The 23,320-nt window shown below is 41.1% G+C and carries 16 protein-coding genes; 10 read left to right on the top strand and 6 right to left on the bottom strand.

The annotated features are described in order from the left end of the window. Window positions 1-55 precede the first annotated feature (55 nt). The 5 genes from ptsP to G613_RS0114095 all read right to left on the bottom strand — a co-directional run bounded on the left by ptsP (window position 56) and on the right by G613_RS0114095 (window position 5,797). On the bottom strand, window positions 56-1,762 hold the full coding sequence (ptsP, locus tag G613_RS0114115) for a phosphoenolpyruvate--protein phosphotransferase (RefSeq protein ID WP_029233237.1): 1,707 nt from the start codon (window positions 1,760-1,762) through the stop codon (window positions 56-58). 18 nt (window positions 1,763-1,780) lie between these two features. Next, the gene (locus G613_RS0114110; RefSeq protein WP_029233236.1) at window positions 1,781-2,044 is read right to left on the bottom strand and encodes an HPr family phosphocarrier protein; all 264 of its coding nucleotides are present in this window, start codon (window positions 2,042-2,044) and stop codon (window positions 1,781-1,783) included. Window positions 2,045-2,114: 70 nt separating this feature from the next. Continuing rightward, on the bottom strand, window positions 2,115-4,040 hold the full coding sequence (locus G613_RS0114105; RefSeq protein ID WP_029233235.1) for a PTS fructose transporter subunit IIABC: 1,926 nt from the start codon (window positions 4,038-4,040) through the stop codon (window positions 2,115-2,117). 84 nt (window positions 4,041-4,124) lie between these two features. Then, window positions 4,125-5,030 carry a 1-phosphofructokinase gene (pfkB, locus tag G613_RS0114100; protein ID WP_029233234.1) on the bottom strand — a complete coding sequence of 302 codons (906 nt, stop codon included), beginning with the start codon at window positions 5,028-5,030 and terminating at the stop codon, window positions 4,125-4,127. Next, window positions 5,027-5,797, bottom strand: coding sequence for a DeoR/GlpR family DNA-binding transcription regulator (locus G613_RS0114095; RefSeq protein WP_029233233.1), 771 nt, complete (start codon window positions 5,795-5,797; stop codon window positions 5,027-5,029). The genes pfkB and G613_RS0114095 overlap by 4 nt, the downstream gene beginning before the upstream one ends. Before the next feature lie 392 nt (window positions 5,798-6,189). Here G613_RS0114095 and fliY point away from each other — a divergent pair, with 392 nt between their 5' ends. The 8 genes from fliY (at window position 6,190) to G613_RS0114055 (ending at window position 17,397) form a co-directional block, all read left to right on the top strand. Then, on the top strand, window positions 6,190-6,786 hold the full coding sequence (gene fliY / locus G613_RS0114090; RefSeq protein WP_242826156.1) for a flagellar motor switch phosphatase FliY: 597 nt from the start codon (window positions 6,190-6,192) through the stop codon (window positions 6,784-6,786). An 8-nt stretch (window positions 6,787-6,794) separates the two neighbouring features. Continuing rightward, on the top strand, window positions 6,795-7,928 hold the full coding sequence (locus tag G613_RS0114085; protein ID WP_029233231.1) for a DUF4317 domain-containing protein: 1,134 nt from the start codon (window positions 6,795-6,797) through the stop codon (window positions 7,926-7,928). 47 nt (window positions 7,929-7,975) lie between these two features. Continuing rightward, window positions 7,976-8,683, top strand: coding sequence for a LytR/AlgR family response regulator transcription factor (locus G613_RS0114080; protein WP_029233230.1), 708 nt, complete (start codon window positions 7,976-7,978; stop codon window positions 8,681-8,683). An 11-nt stretch (window positions 8,684-8,694) separates the two neighbouring features. After that, window positions 8,695-10,005: an ATP-binding protein gene (locus G613_RS0114075; RefSeq protein WP_029233229.1), complete on the top strand. Its 1,311-nt coding sequence runs from the start codon at window positions 8,695-8,697 to the stop codon at window positions 10,003-10,005. After that, window positions 10,002-11,132: a GGDEF domain-containing protein gene (locus tag G613_RS0114070; RefSeq protein ID WP_029233228.1), complete on the top strand. Its 1,131-nt coding sequence runs from the start codon at window positions 10,002-10,004 to the stop codon at window positions 11,130-11,132. Before G613_RS0114075 ends, G613_RS0114070 begins: the two co-directional genes overlap by 4 nt. A 216-nt stretch (window positions 11,133-11,348) precedes the next feature. Continuing rightward, window positions 11,349-14,294, top strand: coding sequence for a glycoside hydrolase family 3 N-terminal domain-containing protein (locus G613_RS0114065; RefSeq protein ID WP_029233227.1), 2,946 nt, complete (start codon window positions 11,349-11,351; stop codon window positions 14,292-14,294). Window positions 14,295-14,405: 111 nt separating this feature from the next. Next, window positions 14,406-16,826, top strand: coding sequence for a glycoside hydrolase family 3 C-terminal domain-containing protein (locus G613_RS0114060; protein WP_029233226.1), 2,421 nt, complete (start codon window positions 14,406-14,408; stop codon window positions 16,824-16,826). A 16-nt stretch (window positions 16,827-16,842) separates the two neighbouring features. Further along, complete coding sequence (locus G613_RS0114055; protein WP_029233225.1) at window positions 16,843-17,397, top strand: GtrA family protein; 555 nt, start codon at window positions 16,843-16,845, stop codon at window positions 17,395-17,397. Window positions 17,398-17,478: 81 nt separating this feature from the next. Here the strand turns inward: G613_RS0114055 and G613_RS0114050 are convergent, their stop codons facing one another. Next, window positions 17,479-19,080 carry a hypothetical protein gene (locus G613_RS0114050; RefSeq protein ID WP_029233224.1) on the bottom strand — a complete coding sequence of 534 codons (1,602 nt, stop codon included), beginning with the start codon at window positions 19,078-19,080 and terminating at the stop codon, window positions 17,479-17,481. Window positions 19,081-19,311: 231 nt separating this feature from the next. Here G613_RS0114050 and G613_RS0114045 point away from each other — a divergent pair, with 231 nt between their 5' ends. Together G613_RS0114045 and G613_RS0114040 are read left to right on the top strand one after the other, a co-directional pair. Next, entirely contained in the window at window positions 19,312-21,483 is a 2,172-nt protein-coding gene (locus G613_RS0114045) for a J domain-containing protein (protein ID WP_029233223.1), read from the top strand. 66 nt (window positions 21,484-21,549) lie between these two features. Next, window positions 21,550-23,310 (top strand): Hsp70 family protein, encoded by a 1,761-nt coding sequence (locus G613_RS0114040; RefSeq protein WP_029233222.1) that lies wholly within the window; start codon window positions 21,550-21,552, stop codon window positions 23,308-23,310. Window positions 23,311-23,320: the final 10 nt, after the last annotated feature.

The raw sequence follows: 23,320 nt of genomic DNA, 5'->3' as shown, positions 1-23,320 counted from the left end.
AAGATCCCTAAATCACAAATGGTTTAGGGATCTTTCATTTTATCTAAACTAAATATCAGTCTTTAGAAGCTTCTTTTAGTGCGGCTACGATTTCTTTTTCGGTTGAAAGACTCATGATCTTCTCTGTGAGTTCATCAGCCTCTTTTTTGCTCCATTTGGAAATAATGCAGCGGGCTGTCAGAACCAGAACCGGGTTAACAGAAAACTCTGTAAGTCCAAATGAGATCAGAAGCGGGATCATAAGAGGATCAGCGGCAGCTTCTCCGCACATTCCTACAGGAATTCCTGCATTTCTTCCGCATTCAATAATGTGCTTTATTGAACGAAGTACGGAAGGCTGGAAGGTGGAGTAAAGGTAAGCAACGTCACTGTTTCCTCTGTCTACACTCATGGTGTACTGTGTAAGGTCATTGGTTCCGATTGAGAAGAAATCTGCCTCTTTTGCAAGGATATCTGCGATAAGAGAGGCTGCAGGTGTTTCAATCATACAACCGACTTCAATGTTCTTGTCGTAGTCTATGCCGTTTGTATCGAAATCCTTTTTGATCTCAGCAACCATTTCCTTAACCTCGCGAAGTTCATCAACGCAGGTTACAAGAGGAAGCATGATCTTTACCTTACCAAAAGCGCTGGCTCTTACAATGGCTCTTAGCTGCATCATGTATGCCTCTTTGTTTCCAAGGCAATATCTTACAGCTCTGTAACCAAGGAATGGATTTTCTTCCTTCTTCATTCCAAGGTAAGGAATGTCCTTGTCGCCGCCAATATCAAGGGTTCTGATAATTACTGTCTTACCACCCATGATAACAGCAGCTTCCTTGTATGCATTAAACTGTTCTTCCTCGGTAGGAAGGTGATTGTTGTCCATAAACAGGAACTCTGAGCGGAAAAGACCTATGCCTTCGCCGTCACATTCAAGAGCTTTTTTGGCATCTTTGGGTGTTCCAATATTACAGAAAAGTTCAACAGCATCGCCATCTGCTGTGACAGTTTCTTTTCCTAAAAATCCCTTAAGCTCGGACTGCTTGCGGATGAAATCCTCACGCTTTATAAGGTATTTGGATAAAACGTCTCCTTCAGGATTGATATAAACAATACCTTCAGTACCATCTACGATGGCAGTGTCTTTATCTTTTACCAATGTGGTTATATCGGCCACTGACAAAACTGCGGGGATTTCAAGGGCTCTTGCAAGGATAGCAGAGTGAGAAGTCTTACCGCCCACTTCAGTGATGATTCCGGCAACATTTTTGTTGTTGATCTGGGATGTCATGGAAGGAGTAAGATCCTTGGCAACCAGGATTGTTCCGGGTTCAACTTTGCTAATATCAATATCTTTGATTCCTAAAAGGAGCTTTAACAAACTAACCTTGATATCGCTGATATCGGAAGCACGCTGCTTCATCATTTCGTCGTCCATCTGTGAGAACATGCCGATAAACATGTCACAGACTGCCTCTACGGCAGCTTCGGCACACTGGCCGGCATCTATCATTTTGGTCATCTCACCGGACATGGAAGGATCGGAAATCATAACAAGGTGGCCCTCAAGGATTTCTGCTTCCTTGGGACCGATTCTTTTCCTTATATCCTCAGCCTGTTTCATGGTCTCTTCTTTAAAAGAATCAACTGCAGACTGGAAACGTGTTTTTTCAGCGGCTGTATCTTCAATCTTTTTCTTCTCAAAGGAAAGGTCGTGCTCTACGATAACGCAGATGCTGCCGATTCCAATTCCTCTGGAAGCTGCTATTCCTTTGTACATTCAGTACCTCCCGGGATATTAGTCACCAAGTCCACTTTCAACAAGCTCGATAGCCTTTTTGAGGGCGTCTGCCTCATCAGGACCATCACACACGATCTCGATTTCGCTTCCGCATTTGATACATGCGCTCATGAGCATCATAACGCTCTTTGCATCATATGTTGTGCCGTTGAATACTACCTTAACGTCACTTGCAAAAGGAGTAACAGTCTGGCAAAAGAGACTTGCCGGACGCATGTGCATTCCCTGTTCGTTAGTTACTGTGATTTTCTGTGATACCATATTTAATATTTCCTTTCTATATTGCCAAGGCACAGCCGGCACTTAGCCGACTGTGCATGTTAGCTACAAATTATTCTTCTACTTTTTTCTTGAGAAGACCAAGCATGAGACATCCAACTACTGATCCAACAAGGAGAGCTACAAGATACATTCCAACGTTTCCGACAACAGGGAATACGAAGATTCCGCCGTGAGGAGCGCGGAGTGTGCATCTAAATACCATTGATAATGCGCCTGCTACACCAGAGCCAACCATAAGAGATGGGATTACTCTGAGTGGATCTGCAGCTGCAAATGGGATAGCACCCTCAGTGATGAAGCAAAGTCCCATGATGAAGTTTACAGGACCTGATTTTCTCTCAGCTGCTGTGAACTTGTTTTTGAAAATAAGAGTTGCAAGTGCGATAGCGATTGGAGGAACCATACCACCAACCATAACTGCAGCCATGATCATGAAGCCTGTTTCGTTCTGGTTTGCAAGAGCAGCAGTTCCGAATACGTATGCAGCCTTGTTAAGAGGGCCACCCATATCTGTTGCCATCATAGCGCCAAGGAGAACACCAAGAGCTACGATAGAACCTGTTCCCATTCCTTCGAGGACACCTGTGATCCATGCATTAAGAGCACCAACGATAGGGTTGATAGCGCACATTACAAGACCGATCACAAGGATACCGCAGAGAGGATAGATGAGAACCGGCTTAATTCCCTCAAGGGCCTGTGGAAGCTTTTCGCAGATCTTTTCCAGGAAAAGAACAATATAACCAGCAGCAAAACCGGCTACCAAAGCACCAAGGAAAGCTGAAGGAATATCTCCGCCGGGAGCTGCAAAAGTAGCACCTGTTGATGCAAGAGCACCACCTACAAAACCAACTGCAAGACCTGGACGGTCAGCAATACTCTGAGCAATGAAACCTGCAAGAATAGGAAGCATGAAGCCGAATGCAACGCCGCCTATTGTCTTAAACCATGCAGCAACCGGTGTGTTTGAACCAAAGTTGCTAGGATCAATTGAATAATCATCAAGAAGGAATGCGATAGCAATCAGGATACCGCCACCAATAACGAATGGAAGCATGTGTGATACACCATTCATAAGGTGCTTGTAAAGCTGTCTTCCGATTGACTCGTTTGCTGTATCAGAAGTCTTTGTTACAGCGCCTGTGTGCTTGTAGTGAGTTGTCTCGCCGTCTGTTGCCTTCTTGAGAAGAGCTTCAGGATTGTGGATGGCTTCCTTGGTAGAAGTAATGATAACTTCCTTGCCATCGAATCTTCCCATATCGATGTTCTTGTCGCAGGCAATGATGATTGCATCTGCCTCAGCAATTTCGCTTGCTGTAAGAACGTCTTTAGCGCCTGCAGAACCGTCTTTCTCAACCTTGATTGAAAGACCCATTTCTTTTGCCTTAAGCTCGAGAGCTTCAGCTGCCATGAAGGTATGAGCGATACCTGTAGGACATGCTGTAACACCAAGGAGCTTTTTAGGAGCCGGAGCAGGAGCTGCTGCAGCAGCCTTCTTAGCGGCTTCTTCTTTATCTTTTTCTGCTTCCTTGGCATCGATGATGCTAAGGAACTCTTCTGGAGTCTTAGCTTCGAGAAGTTTTGCAGCAAATGACTGATCCATAAGAAGAGTCATGAGCTTTGAAAGAACCTCGAGGTGAGTATCTGCTGCTGTATCAGGTGCAGCGATCATAAAGAACAGTTTACTTGGATTTCCGTCAAGTGACTTGTAGTCTACGCCTGCCGGAACAGTCATAGCTGAAAGACCTGGATTTGCTACAGCAAATGATTTAGCGTGTGGAACGGCGATTCCCATTCCGATAGCTGTAGATCCTTTTTCTTCTCTTGCGAGAATTGCTTTTTTGAAAGCAGATACGTTGTTAAGATTACCAACCTTCTCATGTAAATCGATCAGAGCGTCAATAGCTGCGTTCTGGTCAGCGACAGAAGCGTTGATGCTTATGCCATCTTTTTTGAGTAAATCTGTGATTTTCATTAGTCCCTCCTTTACGGGTTTTTCCCCATTTACCTTGTACCTTTTTTCTTTATATAAAGAGTGGATTACACTCACTTATATCCATTAAAGCTTAGAGTAGAGCTCTTTGATTGCCTCACCTGTTGCCAGGTCATCAGAGAAAGCAGTAGCGCTTCCTGCTGCGGTTCCCATCTTGAGAGCTTCTCCGTAGTCGTGAGCCCTCATATAGCCTGCAACAAAACCTGCAACCATTGAATCACCGGCGCCTACTGAGTTACGAACCTGTCCCTTTGGAACACCTACTCTGAATTTCTCACCGGTTTCAGTGATGAGCATTGCGCCGTCTCCGGCCATGGAAATAAGTACATTTCTTGCGCCCATTTCCTGTAGTTTTTTAGCGTGAGTTTCGATTTCATCGTCTGTCTTAAGAACAGTTCCGAACATTTCTCCAAGCTCATGGTTGTTGGGCTTAATGAGAAATGGGTGGTATTTAAGAACGTTCTTTAAAAGATCTTTGGTGGCATCCACAACAGTATTGATCTTTCTGTCTGACAGCTTTTCAAGAATCTTTTCATAAATATCGCTTGGAAGTGAATTTGGAATGCTTCCTGCCAGGATGATCGTGTCACCGTCCTTAAGGGCATCAAGCTGTGAAAAGAGCTTGTCGATGGCTTCCTGTGGAATCTTAGGACCCTGGGCATTTATCTCTGTCTCAGCAGCGCCCTTAATCTTGACATTGATTCTTGATATTCCCTCAGGAAGCTCAATGAAATCAGCCTTGATTCCTTTTTTGTTAACGCTTTCTGCAATGGCCTTACCGGTAAAACCGGCTACAAAGCCAAGTGCGGTGTTCTCAAGTCCGAGATTCTGCAATATGGTAGAAACGTTTATTCCCTTTCCGCCAAAGTAGCATTCCTCTGAATCTGAGCGATTAGTCATCCCCGGGAGCAGTTCCGATCCCATGCGCACAACGTAATCAATTGCGGGATTAAAGGTAATTGTGTAGATCATTTTTTCTCCTTGTCTCCATCGTTAACATTTTTGATGATTGTTTTACTGCTGTAGTTCTTAGAAACTTCACTGTCAGTGATGATGCAGCAGTTAGGTATCTCGGCAAAGGTCACTGAGCTTACTTTGCCAAATTTGGTGTGGTCAGCCAGTATATACGAAACATAAGCATGTTTGACAGCTTCCTGTTTGACCAGCGCCTCATCTACATCAGGTGTTGTATAGCCTGCATGCAGTGATATTCCGTTTGTTCCCATGAAAGCCTTGGTAAAGTGATATTTGCTGATGCCTTCTATACAGTCAGGGCCGATAATGGCCTCTGTGGTAGGTTTGCATCTGCCACCAATGATCATGGTGTTAAGACCTTTTTCCAAAAGCTTCTTGGCATGAACGATTCCGTTTGTGATGTACTTAGCCTTGGTATTGGTTATGTATTTGATCATCTCAAGGGTTGTAGTACCTGAATCAATGTAAACAAAATCGTCATCGTGAATCAGTGAAGCAGCATATCTGCTGATAGCTTCCTTTTCCTCTATATTAAGCGCCGCTTTGGCTGAAACACTTGGCTCAAAGGTATTCACGTCGCTGTCTGAAACTGAAGTGGCTCCGCCGAAGACCTTGATTATTCGCTTTTCATCGTGAAGCGTGGCCAGATCTCTTCGTATTGTCGCAGCAGAGGCACCAAATTCCTCCATAAGCTCTGCAACTGTTACAGCATTTTTTTCATTTATATATGAAACTATTAAATCCTGGCGTTCCTTGGTGAGCATTTATGTTTCCCCCTGATGTAAAAAGAAAATTATGAGAGCTGTGATCAGTTATCTCGAAATGTCTGTGAAAACAACAATAAAGATTGATTGCTTTTCAATTACAGTTGAATCATAACATGAATGAAAATCAAAAACAATCAAAATTAATCACAAACAATCAGTTAAAATTTTATGAATTAATCATAAAAAAACAACAAACAATCACAAACGCTCAGCACGATCATTAAAACGCGCATGGTAAGAGGAGTCCCAACTCAGTTCTAAAGTATTAAAAAACAATAAAGCTTTATCATTAAAGCGTAAACATTCTTTACAAGAGTGCGGCTGAAATATTAAAATGATATTAGAGTTTTTCTACATTAAAGCTTTAGGAGGTGCTGATTTTGGAAGATATGAATTTAACCCAGGAACAGATAGATATCATTGGTGAGATCGCAAATATCAGTATGGGTAATTCCGCAACCACTTTGAGTATGATGGTTAATAAAAAGGTTGATATCACTACTCCTAATGTAAAGATGATTAAGAGAAGTGAAGCTTTGGATGATTATGAGAAGACCTGTATCTTTGTACAGATCCATTATGTTAAAGGACTTCAGGGAAACAACGTGCTTGTTCTGAAAGAGCATGATGTTAAGGTTATGACCGACCTTATGATGGGCGGTGATGGAACCAATACTGCAGGAGAGATTACAGAACTTCATCTTTCTGCGGCTTCTGAGGCTATGAATCAGATGATGGGGACAAGTGCAACATCTCTTTCATCTATGCTCGGTGTACCTACAGATATCAGTACACCTGTAGTTAATCAGATTGATGTTGAGAGTATCAAAGTTTTTGAAAAAATGTTTGATACTACCTATGATAAATTTGTTAAAATAGCATTTAGGATGACAATAGGTGACCTTATTGATTCCATCATGGTACAATTGTATCCGGTGCAGTTTGCAGTGGACATGTGCCAAAAATTTATGAATAAAGGACAGTAATACTTACAATGAATAAGGCAGAAACATTAGAGATCAAGAAACAGTTTACACCGGACAGATGCACAATAGATCACATTTGCGGATGCTATGTTGATCACGAAAAGAACAAGAGACTTACTTTTAGAAAGGCCTTTGGACAACTACCAGAGGAGGAAATGTTCAAATATCTCGACATTTTCCAGCATACACTTGCAGGTACTTTTGGCAAGAACCTTATTAGTCTTGAGTTCCCTCTAGACCAGGAACAGCCAGGAGGGACTCAGGATTTTCTTTTGACCTTAAGGAACTCAAGACTGGAAGACGATGAGCTTGTTGAGGAATGCTACGACAAGATCATTGCCAATTATGTTAATGGTGAGAACTACTATATTATTCTGGTTCATGCTGTATATGATATTCCCGGCGTTACAAGCGATGGAATTGAGATGGAGGATGCTTCTGACAAGATTTACGACTACATTCTCTGCAGCATATGTCCGGTTAAGCTTTCCAAGGCAGGCCTTGGCTATAATGAGTCCAAGAACTCTATTGAGGAAAGATACCGTGACTGGATAGTAGAAGGGCCTACCAAGGGATTTCTTTTCCCTGCATTTATAGAAAGAGATACAGATATCCATAACATGCTGTATTTCACCAAGAAGCCTGACGACCTTCAGCCTGAATTTGTGGAGGCAATGTTCGGAGGAGTAGCACCAATATCTGCGCCGGAGCAGAAGGATCTTTTTGATGCGGTAGTTCAGGATGCTATAGGCGAAGATGCGGACTACGACATTATGAGAAACATTCACGACAACTTGAATGATATGATTGAGGATCATGAGGGAGACCCGGAGCCTTTAGAGCTAACCAAGAAGGACGTTAAGCAGCTTCTTCAGGATAGCGGCGTTGCCAAAGAGCGTCTTGAGTATTTTGACAAGACCTATGAAAAGTGCGCAGGTGATGAGGATTATCCGCTTCTTGCCAGCAACCTGGTTACCAAGAAGTTTGATATTGAGACTCCTGATGTTGTTATCAAGGTTAAACCGGATAGAACAGACCTTGTTGAATCTAAGATTGTAGATGGAAGGCAGTGTCTTGTAATTGCCGTTGATGATCACATCGAGGTTAACGGAATCAATGTTCGGACCTTTATGAACAAGTAATGTAATCATGCAATTTGCGCAGCAATTAACAGCACCGGAGACGATACATGATTCAACTGGCAATCGTAGAAGACGAAGATTCATATGCAAACCAGCTAATTGAATATATTAATCAGTATCAGGCTGAGAGTGGTAACTATTTCAAAATCTCAAGATTCTCCGATGGAGATGAGATAACCCATGATTATAAGGGGCAATTTGACATTATCCTGATGGATATTGAAATGAAGCTCATGGACGGCATGACTGCGGCAGAAGAAATAAGGAAGCTTGATAGTGACGTAGTCATAATGTTTATAACCAATATGACAAACTATGCAATAAGAGGCTATCAGGTAGATGCCCTTGACTATGTGCTTAAGCCCGTCAGCTACTTTGCATTTTCCCAGAAACTTGGAAGAGCCATCAGCAAGATGCGCAAGTCTTCATCCAAGATCATATCAGTGGATACGCCTTCCGGCGTGAGAAAGCTCGATATAGACAATATCTTCTATATAGAAAGTGAAGGTCATAATCTCACCTTTTATACAACAGGTGGAGATTTTACTATAAGGGCCAAGATAGGTGATTTTGAGGAGCAGCTTTCACCCTACTATTTTTTCAGAAGCAATAAGGGATATTTGGTAAATCTCAAATTTGTGGATGGGGTAGAAAACGGCGCCTGCATTATTGCCGGTAAGCAGCTTCTTGTCAGCAGAGCCAGGAAAAATGATTTCATGTCTGCACTTACTGATTACATGGCGTCTTTGCCATAAACGGGTTATTTATGGATACTATTTATCAAGACATACCCAGAATATACACAGCCATTGCTGAATGGCTTGCATGCCTTACCTATTGCATGGTCATGAAGCGCAAGATCAAAAACGAGGATTTTATCCTTGTGACGATTTTGTGCCTTATTGTTCAGAGTATGTTTCTGGTTCTTACCAAGGGACTTCCGGTGGCTTTCTGGATTCCCTGTATGCTTATAGCTGTTGGCATCATGTATGCTTACATGGCGTTTACTTGCGATGACAGTAGGAATGTTATTGGGTACTACTGTGCAAGGGCATTTTTACTCGCTGAGCTTGCAGCATCCCTGGAATGGCAGCTTGCATGCTTTTTCAGAAATATGACAAGCTCCATTTGGGTTCAGGCTCTGATCTTAATAGGGGTATATACCCTTGTTTTTATCTGGGCTCATTATATGGAGGTTGGTATTACAAGAGGTGTATTCCAGCTTGAGATCAACAACCGTGAGCTATGGGCGGCTATTGTTATCGCAGTATTGGTGTTTGCTTTTAGTAATCTTAGTTTTGTATTCAGTAATACTCCGTTTTCCGGAGGCCTTGCTGCAGATATTTTTTATATCAGAACTCTGGTTGATATTGCGGGTATTATGATTCTGTATGTTTATCAGAGCCGTATTTGTGAACTTTTGGCGGAAAAAGAACTCCGAAACATTCATTCTATGCTAAAGGCCCAGTACGATAAATACAGAAACTATCAATCCACCTTTGAAATTATTAATATGAAGTATCATGATCTTAAGCATCAGATCGCCGGACTTCGTGCAGAGATGAGCGATGATGAGCGTAAAAAGTGGATTGACTCTCTGGAACAGGAACTTGAATCCTATAGTCCTGAACTTGAAACAGGCAACAGTGTTTTGGATACACTTATTGCCGGTAAGATGATGAACTGCCGAGCCAACAACATTAAGATAACCTGTGTTGCAGACGGCGATATTCTGGATTTCATGCATGTTACTGATATATGTACTATTTTTGGTAATGCCCTTGATAATGCTATTGAGAGCGTAACTTTGATTGATGATCCGGAAAAGAGACTGATCCATCTTTCTCTTTCCCAGAAAAGGAACTTTATACTGATTCAGATAAATAATTACTGCGAGAATACAATTGAAATTAAGAACGGTTATCCTGTTACTACCAAGGCAGACAAGGGAAATCATGGATTTGGGCTAAAAAGTATCAGGTATACTGTCGAAAAGTACCATGGAACACTTAATTTTAACCTCAATGACAACTGGTTTGAGTTAAAGATGCTGATTCCAAAGGGGAACAAAGTATGAATCTGCAGGCGGTAGCAATAGCGGATTTCATGGGCTTTCTGATGCTGATTGCGATGCTCATCAGCAGCCATGTTCGCAGATCCGCAAAAAGAGATGAATTCAGAATATTTACCATGATAGCAATCATGTCTGCGGTAGCATGCGTTGTTGATTTTTTGGTGTTTTACAGTGATGGTAAAGAAGGACCTCTTTTCAGAGTCATAAATCTCTTAGGCAATACCTATTGTTTTATTACTAATCCTGTGTTTGTCGTGGGCTGGTGCATGTACACAGATCTTAAGCTATACAAATCAAGGGCCAGAATCAGGAAAAGATATAAATATGTATCTATACCGGCTTTTATCTTAATCTTTGCGGCTCTTCTTAACATGTTTGTTCCTATCGTCTTTTACATGGACGAATCCAATGTATACCATCGATTGCCATTTAGCTATGTATTCTATATTGTAGAGTTCTGTTACATGTTATACAGCGTAGCTTTGGTGCATAAATATGAGGAAAGATATGGCAAGGTCAGATTTTTCCCTATTTATCTTATGATAGGCCCTATTATAGTAGGATGTGTCTTGCAGGCGATATTCTATGGGATATCTCTGATCTGGATATCACTTGCCATAGGTATCACTGCTATATATATGTCCATGCAGAATGAGTTTTCCTATCTGGATACACTCACAGGTCTTTATAACAGAGCGTATTTGGACTATCTCCTTGAAAGCCATTCCAAGGATCCTGGAAGCCACATGGGCGGAATCATGATTGATGTGGACTTTTTTAAAAAGATAAATGATACCTTCGGACATTCTACCGGAGATGAGGCCCTTATAGACTGCGCAAGAGTAATAACACTCAGTAAACCGGATAAGGCCATGGCTGTCAGATTTGCCGGAGATGAGTTTATTCTTATCATGAAAGACAGCACTGATGAATTTATGCAGAAAGTTATAAGGGATATAAGGGATGAGGTAGATCTTTTCAATGATACTGAGGGCCGCCAGTATAAGCTGTCACTTTCCTTGGGATATGCGCTATATGATCCGGAAAAAGACAATATAGATAGCTTCTTTAAGCATATGGATGACAATATGTATGAGGAAAAGATAAGGAAGCACGCCAAGAGAGAGTGAATCATGCATACTATGTGAACCATGCAGACTCGGAACAATTAAATAAAAATGCATTTCATGACAAAAAGCGTACCGTTTATGACAAAAACGGCACGCTTTATTTTTGCGTGTTAATCTCTTACTGTAAGCGCTGCTGCGAGTGTGTCATGCGGCAGTCAAACACGGGTTTTGGTCCTGACCAGTCCACTACCTATTATGAAAAGGGAGGTTCAATCTATGTTATCTATCAACATGGCGGACGTCATCAACGTCCTCAATTCAATCAAGTCTTATTTGATTGCTATTGGTGTGATAATTGCGGTTGCTATCGTTATCATGATCGCAGTTATGAAACTCAAGAAGTCAACTAAGAAGCTTGTAAGAGGCACAGCACTTGTTGCTATGCTTACTGGTATTGTTGTATGTGTGAATATGATCCTGACAGGACCTATGAGCACAATGCTTGATCTTGTAAGCGGAAAGGGAACCATCAGCAAGCAGACTTCTGATGAGACAACTGTTCTTGCTCAGGATATTGCAAGAGAAGGCATCGTACTTCTTGAAAATGATTCTAATACTCTTCCAGTAGCTTCTGGAAGCAAACTTAATGTTTTTGGATGGGCTTCAACAAATCCTATCCTTGGTGGCGCTGGTTCAGGTGCTCTTAACGATGCTTATGACACTATTGATCTTCTTGCTTCACTTAAGAGTGCAGGAATTGAGACTAATGAAGAACTTACTAAGTTCTATACAGACTACAAGGCTGACAGACCTGTAGTTGGAATGTGGAATCAGGATTGGACACTTCCTGAACCAAATGTATCTCTTTACACAGATTCGCTTATATCTAATGCAAAGAGCTACTCAGATACAGCTATGATCGTTATCAGCCGTTCAGGCGGTGAGGGTGCTGACCTTCCAGCTAACATGACAGCTGTTGTTGATGGTTCATTCAAGGATGGAACTACATATACAGCAGGAACTTATGACGATACTCTCAACGAGGGTAACGACTGGGATGCAGGTGATCACTATCTTCAGCTTACAAACAGAGAGGAAGAGATGATCGACCTTGTATGCGCTAACTTCGACAAGGTTATCCTTGTATATAACGGAGCTAATGCTTTTGAGCTTGGATTTATCAAGGATCATCCTCAGATCAAGTCAGTTCTCTGGGCAGCAGGTATGGGACACGTTGGTATGAAGGCTCTTGGAGAGATTGTTACCGGCGAAGTTAACCCGTCAGGCAGAACTATCGATACTTATGTTTACAACATGAAGGAAACACCATGGTGGAACAACTTTGGTGACTTCAACTACACAAACATGGAAGATTTTGCCTATGTTTCAACAGGATTCACAGGTGTTGAGACCAAGGCAGAAGTAAGCTTTATCAACTATGTTGAAGGCATCTATGTTGGCTATAAGTTCTATGAGACAGCAGCAGTTGAAGGTCTCATTGATTATGACAGCATTGTTCAGTATCCATTTGGATATGGACTTTCATACACATCCTTTGAACAGACAATGGGTGATATTACAGAGTCAAACGGAACAATTTCCTTTGATGTTACTGTAACAAATACAGGTTCAGTTGCAGGTAAGGACGTTGTAGAGGTTTACTACAATCCTCCTTATGAGAATGGCGGAATTGAGAAGGCTTCTGCAAACCTTGTAGAATTTGCCAAGACTTCAATGCTTGAGCCTGGAGCTTCTGAGACAATCACTATCTCTTTTGCAGCAGAAGATATGGCTTCTTATGATTACCAGAATGCTAAGGCATATGTTCTTGATGCAGGTGATTATGAGATCTCTATCAACAAGGATTCTCACAATGTGATCGATTCCAGAACATACTCAGTTGGAACAACTGTTACTTATGACGGAACAAACAAGAGAGAGAGCGACAAGATTACAGCTACAAACACATTTGATTTTGCAAATGGTGGTCTTGAATATCTTTCAAGAGCAGATGGCTATGCTAATTATGCCAAGGCTACAGCAGCTCCTACAGATTACAATATGCCTGCAGATGCTAAGGCTACTTTCTATAACATCAGCAACTACCTCACACCAGAGGCTACAGCAGCTGACGAGGATCCAAACGCAGCAGCAGTTACAACAGGCGCTACAACAAGCCTTACACTTAAGGACCTTCGTGGCGTAGCTAAGGATGATGCTAAGTGGGATGAGCTTCTTAACAGCATGTCACTTGATGATATGAACGCTCTTATTTCTCTTGGCGGATACCAGACAAACTCAGTTGAGTCAATCGGTAAGGTTCGTACAAATGACTGTGACGGCCCTGCTTCTATCAACAATAACTTCACAGGCGTTGGATCACTTGGATTCCCTGTAGGTGTTACAATTGCAGCTACATTCAACAAGGATCTCGCTTATTCATTCGGTGATTACATCGGTAAGATGGCTAACGAGATGGATGTATCTGGTTGGTATGCACCAGCTATGAACATTCACAGAACAGCCTTTGCAGGACGTAACTTTGAGTACTACTCAGAGGATGGTGTTCTCTCAGGTAAGATTGCTTCTGAGGCTACTAAGGGCTCATGGGCAAACGGAGTATATGCTTACGTTAAGCACTTTGCATTCAACGACCAGGAAGGCAACAGATGCGACATGCTCTGCACATGGACTAATGAGCAGGCAGCTCGTGAAATCTACTTAAAGCCTTTCGAAATCTCAGTTAAGAATGTTGAGATGACAGCAGTTATGTCTTCCTTCAACTACATTGGTAACCGTTGGGCAGGTGGATGTAAGGAACTTCTTAAGACAGTACTCAGAGATGAGTGGGGCTTCAATGGCTTCGTTCTTACTGACTACTTCGGAGTATATGGCTACATGTCATCTGACCAGGCTATCAGAAATGGTACAGACTGTATGCTTGTTAACTATCCAACAGCTACAAACAATGTTCAGTTCAGAGATACAAACGGAGCTCAGCAGGCTATGCGTGAGGCTACCAAGAACATTCTCTACACTGTAGTTAACAGCCGTGCATATGCACCTGAGAATCTCAAGGAAGGTATGGCTTCATGGAAGATTCTCATGATCGTACTTGATGTTGTATTCGGCGCACTTATGGTTTGCCTTATGGCTGTATTCTGCAAGAACTTCAAGAAGAACAGAGAAAAAGAGGCAGCAGCTGAGACAGCACAGCAGTAATTATTCAGCTACTGAATAAACAATAAATTTAATGCAGGAATCTTAGGCGGTGAGAAGGTTCTCGCCTGCCTAAGATTCCATATTGTAAATAAAGGTAATGCGAGGGAAAAAATGAAATATCAAGATATCATTGAGAAGATGACAATCGAAGAGAAGGCTGCTTTTTTAAGTGGTAAGGGTGAATGGCAGACCAGAGATTTTGAGAGACTTGGAATTCCTTCAATATTCTGTTCTGATGGCCCTCACGGTATCAGAAAGCAGGCTGGAGCAGGAGATCATCTTGGACTTAACGAATCAGTTCCTGCGACATGCTTCCCTACAGCAGCAACAATCGCAAACAGCTGGGATGAAGAGCTGGGCGAAGAACTAGGTAAGACTCTTGGCGAAGAGGCAATGGCAGAAGGCGTAAATGTCCTTCTTGGACCGGGACTTAATATCAAAAGAAGTCCTCTTTGCGGAAGAAACTTTGAGTATTTTTCAGAAGATCCATATCTTGCAGGTAAAATGGCAGCATCTTACGTTAAGGGAATCCAGTCCCAGGGCGTTTATGCATGTCCCAAGCACTTTGCGGTGAACTCTCAGGAGCTTCGTCGTATGGCTATGAATTCAGTTCTTGATGAACGTACCTTAAGAGAGATATATCTGACTGGTTTTGAAATTGCTGTAAAAGAAGGTAAGGCCAAGACTATCATGTCAGCGTACAATGAGGTCAATGGCACATATGCCAACGAAAATAAGCATCTTTTGACTGATATCCTGAGAGACGACTGGGGATTTGACGGAATAGTAATTACAGACTGGGGCGCATCCAATGATCATGCCCTTGGCGTGGCAGCAGGTTCCAACCTTGAGATGCCTAATCCAGGTCTTGATTCTGCAAGAGAGCTGATTGCAGCTGTAGAAAGCGGCAAGATCAGTATCGCTGACGTGGACGCAAGAGTAGATGAACTCTTAGATGCAGTCATGACATTGTATGTTAATGCCCAGAATAAGCCAAGTGACTTTGATAAGCCAGCACACCATGCAGTAGCTAGAAAAGCTGCAGCAGAGAGTACAGTTCTTTTGAAAAACGAGGGTAATATCCTTCCTCTTAAGCCGGGTTCAAAGGTAGCTATTATTGGTGATTTTGCATTTGTTCCAAGATATCAGGGAGCAGGCTCATCACTTGTTAATCCTACTAAGATAGAGACAATATCTGAAGTTATCGGTAACTATGATCTTCAGGTTATTGGTTCTTCCAGAGGCTATTCACGTAATGGTGAAGAGGATGCTGCAACCAAGAAGGAAGCCCTTGATATCGCATCAAGAGCTGATATAGTTCTTTTCTTCTTCGGACTTAATGAGGACAGCGAGTCTGAAGGTATGGACAGAACACACATGAGAATTCCTCAGAATCAGATCAATCTCCTTCAGGAGCTTGGACAGGTTAACAAGAACCTTGTAGGTGTTATCAGCGCAGGTTCTGCTATTGAGATGCCATGGCATCACTATTTCAAGGCAATCCTTCACTGCTACCTCAATGGACAGGCCGGGGCAGGCGCAGCTATGGATATTCTCACAGGTGGAGTTAACCCATCCGGTAAGCTTTCAGAGACTATCCCAAGACGTCACGAGGATACTCCTGCATACCGTTATTATCCAAGCTCACAGAGAACTTCAGAGTACAGAGAAAGCTTATATGTTGGCTATAGATATTATGACACCGCAGATATTCCGGTTCTTTATCCATTTGGATTTGGTCTTTCTTATACAAAGTTTGAATATAGTGATCTTGAAGTTAAGGAGAACGGCGTAAGCTTTAACATCAAGAATATTGGTGAGATGGAAGGAAAAGAAATTGCACAGCTCTATGTTTCACTTCCGGGTGCCAAAGTATTTAGACCTAAGAAGGAACTTAAGGGCTTTGCAAAGGTTTCATTAAAACCCGGTGAGAGCAAGAAAGTTGAGATTTCTTTTGACGATAAGACCTTCCGTTACTGGAATGTTAAGACTAACAGGTGGGAAGTAGAAGGCGGACAGTATCTGATCAGAATCGGTGCAAGCAGTGCTGATATCAGACTTGAAGGAGCTGTTACAAGACAGGCAACTACTACTGAACTTCCTTATGATGAAGCTGAGCTTCCTACATATTATAGCGGCAAGATTCAGAGCGTAGAGAACGCTGAGTTTGAGAAGCTTCTTGGAAGACCTATTCCTGATGGAAAGTGGAGTGGCCAGCTTACAAGTAATGATGCAATTTGCCAGCTCTATTATGCTAAGAGCGGTCTTGCCAGATTTGCTTACAAGCGTCTTACTGCAATGAAGAAAAAGGCTGATGAGAGCGGCAAGCCAGATCTTAATATCCTGTTTATCTACAACATGCCATTTAGAGCTATGGCCAAGATGACAGCAGGTGCTGTGAGCATGGATATGGTAGACGGAATCGTAGAACTTGTTAACGGTAAGTTCTTTGGAGGACTTGGTAAGATCATCAGCGGATACTTCCGAAACGGCAAGCTCAACAAGGAGTATGAGGCCAAGATAAAGAAGTAATGGAGGAATAAAAAAAATGAATTTTTGGAAAAACTTTGAGGAAAAACACCCAAAGATTGCTAAGTGGGTAAGAGAAGGAGGACTGTTTGTAATCGTTAGTAATCTGATTACTGTATTTAAGTATCTGCTTCTTACATTCCTTCCTGCAGCCTTTGCATTTTTAGGAGACAGAGCTTTCGGATGGCCGGGAATCCCTCTTACTATAGCCGGAGAGACCTTTGATTGGAATATTTTGGGCTACGATCAGGCTCATGGCGGTCTTGCTTATTTTACAGCATATATGATCGCAATGGTTATTGGAGAATGTATCAACTTCCCAATTCAGAAGCTCTTTGTATTCCGTAACCATGATAAGCCCGGCAAGCAGATTGCGTGGTACATCGTTGCATTTATTATCATCACCTGCATCGTTAACTCCATCAACTGTATCTGGGTTGCTGTAGCAGGTAAGTTTGTAAAGCCATTTATTTACAATATCGGAACAACTGTACTTAACGGCGGTGTCAGCATGGTAGTATTCTTCTTTGTTAATAAGATTATCTTCCCTGAGACCAAGAAAGAACAAGAATAAAACAGATATAATAACAAGAGTCCTGAAACATTGATAGATAATCGATGTTTCAGGACTTTTTTTGAATGAAAACCAGCTTTATTACTCTATTCTTACAACATTTCCGTAGATATATGTATACTTATTTCCATCTTTGCCTTTAAAGCAAGGAAACGAGTCATAATTATAAAATGCAGATATTTCCTTGGCGTTAACACATTCTGGGATGATCTCATTATCGCTCTCAGAAATAGAATAAAGAGTACCATCCATACAATAGTAAAGTTTTCCGGTGGTAGGACAGTATGTAAAATTAATATCTCTGTAATCATCGGCGCTTACAAGGTCAGTGCACTTATCGTTTCCATATTTACGGATCAGAGCTTTGTGATCATTAAGAGTAATTGACCTAACATAGATATTTGAATAATCCTGTGTTACAGCATATTCGGCAATATATTCCTTTTCGCCTTCGTTAATTAGTTTTTTATCATAACCATCCTTGTTTATATGAAGATTGTAGAGATCATCTTTTACATCACTTCTTCCAAAGCAGGCACCTTCGTAGACGTAGATAATATCAACGCCTTTATCGGTCACATTTACTACATAATCCTTATCTTTAATTTCAGAATAGCCAACAACAACCGGCTCTGATTGAAGGTCAGAAAAATAGTAAAAATCATCCTCATATGCCCGGATAAATAAAGGGAAAAAGCTATCTATGTCCAAGTATCTTTTAAAGTAATTGGTGGTAAATAGTTCTCCGTAATTTGCTATAAACATTCTATCAGGCTTGTGGTCCAAAATTTTTTTGGCCTGTTCCATTCCGCTATTAAAATACCATATAGCATCTTCATTCCAGTAATAGAATAGAATCTCGGTACAATCGTGGTTTATAACATAATGCTCACTTACATTTATATCACTAATACGGTCCATCTGTTCATCATGGTAATAATAGAGTTCTTTTTTATCATATAGTTCAAAGAACCCCTTCTTGCCCTCATCAGATATAGCAAGGGGTTTATAGCTCTCTTTGGTATACAGTATTGTACCGGTCTCGAAATTGAAGACTGTGGTGCCTCTTTTTGTAGAAAAGGCAATGGTTTCAAAGTCAGGAGATAAGACAGTGTGGTTTACCAAAGTATTGTAGTCAAGCTTTTCATCGAGTTCAATATCATAGTATGCTTCGCGGTTAGGATAAAATAAAACAAACTTTTTTTCTGAACTGCTTTCAAAAAGAATCTTCTCTCCATCTGGAGAAAACCGGCATCCTCCATAATGAATATCATCACTTATAATCACCGGAATCAGATTAGCATCAATATAATAGCTCCTGTTGTCATCTGAAATGATAGCGGCTGTAGAATTGCTGTTATAAATACAGCTAAAATCTGATTTATCAAGCTTTGTAAAGTTGTCATATATACGACCATCACTGCAATATACAACCTGATCAACGACAGCTATCGTTAAATCCAGCTCAGAATAATCTATATCTGCAGTTCCACCCATTTTTTTGGAATGCTCAACGACTTTAATGCCAGGAGATTTCTGATTTGTAATGTCTATATCCTTAGGATCCTTAAAATTCTCTTCCAGGAATACCAGGAGGAATGCAACTCCTACAAGGATAATTACTGTAGAAACGGTCATTGAGATTATTTGCTTGGTGCTTAGTTTGTTTGTGTTATTTCTCATATTTTTTTCCATCTGTTTTTCAAAATAGTTCTTTTGCTCTAAAGTATTATATTACTTTTTTCGTTTTTGGAGTGACTATATCTTGTGATTGCATAGGCGGTTGGAAATTAGTATAATTATCGAGTTTGTGATAGAAATTTTTTGCAGCATCTAATAAGAAGAAATTGTATGTATTCTTGGAGGAATACAGACTATCAGAACGAGTGTATAACTGATATCTGTGGTGAATAGATGAATAAAAGTAGTTGGGACTGGCTTGGAATAGAACCAACCAGTGATATAGATGAGATAAAAAGAGCATATGCCGAAGCGGCCAAGAAATATCATCCGGCGGAGCATCCGGAGGATTTTAAAAAGCTTCGTGACAGCTACAAAATGGCTGTAAGATATGCGCAGGGAGTTACAAGAGCAAATTCATACAGACAGACCTGGGATGAGTATGACGATCCTGATGAGGATAATCTTGACTTCAGTAATGCCCTGAAAAATGGCGAAGACCGAAGAGAAGATGCTCTTGATTTTAGCAAGATTTCCGATAATTCCAGGCTTTCCCAAAGGCAGAAGAGAATGCTTGCTTTTTCAAGGGATATGATGGCTATTGTTGCCACAAAGCCGGAAATCTACGGGAACAGAAATATAATTGAAACACTGTTTGGAGGATGGGCAAAGTCTCCGTACAAAGAGGAAATAACCCCTGAATTTATAGAGCATTTCCTTGATGTTCTGGGGGCTACGAGTAGTCTTTCAAAAGAATCAGTCAAAATCATTGATAGTGTACTGTTTGGAGATAGAACTAGCCAGGAATACACAGAACTTCGTTCAAGATTCCTGGCTACCCAGGTTGATATTGCAAATATCAAAATAAAAAGAAAAAAGGCTGATAACAAGCAAATCCTTAGCTTTTTCCTTGGATATGCCGATGCGGATACTTATTCGATTCCCTTTGGATACGTTCTTCCCGAGGGAATGTTCAAAAAGCATTTAAAGACAACAGTGTATCCGGTAAAAAATGTTCTGTTATTTACAGGCAAGAAAACGTGCTATTACTTTATCGAGGACTTAACCTGTAAGGTTGATAAAAAGACAGATGATCTTACTATAACTGACAGCAATAAAAAGGTCATTCTGAAAGTATCCTCCACTCATCAGGGCTATCAGTACCTATTGGGAAACCTTGCAAGATATGGATGCAGAATCCTTAGTGATGAGAAGCTTAATACAGAGGACTTTATATATCCATTAAAGAGCCTTAGAAAGGTATTTAACGCATACTTCAGTGAACTAAAGGTACTTGTTTTCTCATTCGTGGCTTCCTGGATAATTATCGGTGTTATGTGTACTCTGTTAGCCATAAGCTTATCCGTCAGTGACAGTGCGGTAGAAATATTGGTAAGACTCTTATCTATTTCAGGCATGTTTATCTGCTGGTTGCCGATCGTGATGTTTATGGTTTTCATAGTTCGTGTTGTGGCCGGAACTGTAAGTTTAGTGCAGTTAATCCCGGTAATAGCAGAAATTGCCAGCGATATTAAGAGCGGAGAAGCTTATTATGTGCGTGGATCTCAGGTCTTCATATTCAGTAGATTCATTGTCTGGTGTAATAGCTCAACATATTCTGTGCAGAATATAGAGAAGATCAGCAGTTATAATCTTTATGATTCGGGAGACTTTAATCGCCCGGCTTTTATTAAAATTGTTACTACCATGGGAACTAATAAGACCCTGTATGTCAGACACTTTGAACCTGCCAAGGCAGTCAATCATCTCATCTTACAGAGATTGGAACGCAGGAAAAATCAGGCATTTTCCGATGCCCTTAACAGGAAATACGAAAAGCTTAAAAAGAAAAAGTTTAGGCCATTACTTAGCCCATTCCTTCTTGATAGGAATATGAGGGATACCTATCAGATGATGGCACTTGTTATACCATTAGCAGTAACGGTTAACGTATTCTTTGCGATTGACATTACCATGGGAAAATACGTTGGCGGATATGACATGTTTTATTACAAATATCTGTGTTTCTCATCATTACTGATTCTGGTAGGAATGGTAAGCCTTATTCCTATCTGGAGCTTTAGAAGATACTCATCAGAAAGACTGATTGACGTAGGAATACAGATTAAGCATTATCCATCCTACTATGACAGGGTTTATGGAATCTATGTTACCGGTAAATACTTTGTATCTGTCAATTACTGGATGCTCGAGATAATTCCTGTAAGTGAAATAGAGTCCATTACAACCAGAATACAGGATGGCAAAAAAAATATAGTGATCACCACAAGTGATGGCAAAAATCATGTCTTTGGTAAAAATAAGTCAGTAGATCCAAGGATAAATGCGGAGTGCATAAATACAATTATGGCCAAGTACAAGGAACTCACATCAAAATGTGCGTGAGTGACGACCAAATAGAAGCGTAACAGTACGCATAAAATATATGTAATTGGGAGAGAGTAAAGAAAAATGATAGTGGGAATTGATCTGGGTACCACCAACTCTTTGGTGAGTGCCTGGACAGATGAGGGAATAGTTCTTATTCCTAATGAATTTGGGGAATATCTTACACCCTCCGTTGTATCTTTTGACAATGGAGAGGTGATCGTGGGTAAGACAGCCAAAGAAAGGCTTATCACAAATCCGGACCAGACAGTATGTGAATTCAAGAGACAGATGGGAAGGAACGTGAAGTTCGACCTGGGAAGAGCAGGCTCCTATACTCCTATTGATCTTTCTGCAATCGTTCTGAAAAAGCTTATTGCTGATGCAGAAAAGTTTTTGGGAGAAAAAGTGGACTCTGCCGTAATTAGTGTGCCTGCTTACTTTGATGACCATCAAAGAGAGGCAACGAGACTTGCCGGAGTAAGAGCGGGAGTTAAGGTTACACAGCTTATAAATGAGCCGTCAGCAGCAGCTCTTTCTTATCACTTTGAACATATGGATCAGGACGAGAAGTTCATTGTCTTCGACTTTGGCGGCGGAACACTGGATGTTACTGTAGTTGATGCCTTTGCCAATATGGTTGAGATCTGCAATATTTCAGGTGATAACGCTCTTGGCGGAAAAGACTTTAACGAAGCAATAGCCCTTGATATCTGCAGCAAATTTGGTATCGACTGGGAGAAGCTTGATAAGAAGAATAAGGCGGTTCTTATAAACTGCGGCGAAAGCATTAAGATAAGGCTTTCAAGCGATGATAAGACCAAGACAATGATAAATGCTCAGGGTCAGGAATATGAGTATGAACTTGATCAGCAGAGATTCATTGATATATCAGCATCTATCTTTAGAAGACTTACCATCGTCCTTAAGAGGCTTATGAATGATGCCTGTCTTTCTCCTGAGGATATCGCAGGTGTAATCATGGTTGGTGGATCTTCCAAGATGCCAAGCGTAAGGGCTTATATGGAATCTCTTTTCCCGGGCAAGATTAAAGTTGATCCAAACGGAGATGTATCTATCTGCCGCGGAGCGGGTATTGTCACAGGAATTGCTCTTAGAAAAGATGACGTAAAAGACATAGTTATGACGGATATCTGTCCATTCTCCCTTGGAATTGACGTAATAGGAGATAAGATGTCTGTTATTATTCCCAAGAACCAGATACTTCCTGCAAGTAAGATGGGTAGATACTATACTGCTACCAATATGCAGAAAAAGCTCCAGTTTAACATCTATCAGGGAGAAAAGCTCAAGGCATCCAATAATTTGAAACTGGATACCATCGAGTTTGACGTTCCTCCAAGACCAAAGGGAGAGGTCTATGCGGACGTGAGATTCTCCTATGATCTTAACGGTATTTTTGATATTGATATTTATTGCCCTGCCAATAACACCGAGGTTCACAGAAGCAGAGGTGCTCAGGAGGGAATTGATCAGGACAAGCTTATCGATATTAAGCTTAGGATGGATGAGCTTAAAAAGGATCCAAGAGAAATTCCTGAGATCAAGTACCTGCTTGAGAAATCCGCAAGACTCTATGAAGAAGGCAATCAGTATCAGAGAGAAGTCCTTAGAAATGAAATTGAAGGCTTTAACAATTTCCTTGATAGTGCTTCAATCATTGACTGCAAGAAGGCTGCAATGATGTTCTCACTTAAACTTGAGAGAATTGAGCAGAGTATGTTCAGTTTTGAAACTGAGACAGAGAATTTATGGAAACAGTACATCGAAAGCGAACTTGACGGAGACTGCGAGGAGGACGACGAGGAAGATAAGGCTGATTAAAGCTAGCTTT

Source organism: Butyrivibrio sp. VCB2006 (assembly GCF_000420945.1).
Lineage (GTDB): Bacteria > Bacillota > Clostridia > Lachnospirales > Lachnospiraceae > Butyrivibrio.
This window is presented reverse-complemented; position numbering and strand designations above follow the sequence as displayed.

Coding starts and splice junctions, on each gene's coding strand:
- ptsP (WP_029233237.1), bottom strand. CDS start 1,762: ATGTACAAAGGAATAGCAGCTTCCAGAGGAATTGGAATCGGCAGCATC.
- G613_RS0114110 (WP_029233236.1), bottom strand. CDS start 2,044: ATGGTATCACAGAAAATCACAGTAACTAACGAACAGGGAATGCACATG.
- G613_RS0114105 (WP_029233235.1), bottom strand. CDS start 4,040: ATGAAAATCACAGATTTACTCAAAAAAGATGGCATAAGCATCAACGCT.
- pfkB (WP_029233234.1), bottom strand. CDS start 5,030: ATGATCTACACAATTACCTTTAATCCCGCAATTGATTACGTTGTGCGC.
- G613_RS0114095 (WP_029233233.1), bottom strand. CDS start 5,797: ATGCTCACCAAGGAACGCCAGGATTTAATAGTTTCATATATAAATGAA.
- fliY (WP_242826156.1), top strand. CDS start 6,190: ATGAATTTAACCCAGGAACAGATAGATATCATTGGTGAGATCGCAAAT.
- G613_RS0114085 (WP_029233231.1), top strand. CDS start 6,795: ATGAATAAGGCAGAAACATTAGAGATCAAGAAACAGTTTACACCGGAC.
- G613_RS0114080 (WP_029233230.1), top strand. CDS start 7,976: ATGATTCAACTGGCAATCGTAGAAGACGAAGATTCATATGCAAACCAG.
- G613_RS0114075 (WP_029233229.1), top strand. CDS start 8,695: ATGGATACTATTTATCAAGACATACCCAGAATATACACAGCCATTGCT.
- G613_RS0114070 (WP_029233228.1), top strand. CDS start 10,002: ATGAATCTGCAGGCGGTAGCAATAGCGGATTTCATGGGCTTTCTGATG.
- G613_RS0114065 (WP_029233227.1), top strand. CDS start 11,349: ATGTTATCTATCAACATGGCGGACGTCATCAACGTCCTCAATTCAATC.
- G613_RS0114060 (WP_029233226.1), top strand. CDS start 14,406: ATGAAATATCAAGATATCATTGAGAAGATGACAATCGAAGAGAAGGCT.
- G613_RS0114055 (WP_029233225.1), top strand. CDS start 16,843: ATGAATTTTTGGAAAAACTTTGAGGAAAAACACCCAAAGATTGCTAAG.
- G613_RS0114050 (WP_029233224.1), bottom strand. CDS start 19,080: ATGAGAAATAACACAAACAAACTAAGCACCAAGCAAATAATCTCAATG.
- G613_RS0114045 (WP_029233223.1), top strand. CDS start 19,312: ATGAATAAAAGTAGTTGGGACTGGCTTGGAATAGAACCAACCAGTGAT.
- G613_RS0114040 (WP_029233222.1), top strand. CDS start 21,550: ATGATAGTGGGAATTGATCTGGGTACCACCAACTCTTTGGTGAGTGCC.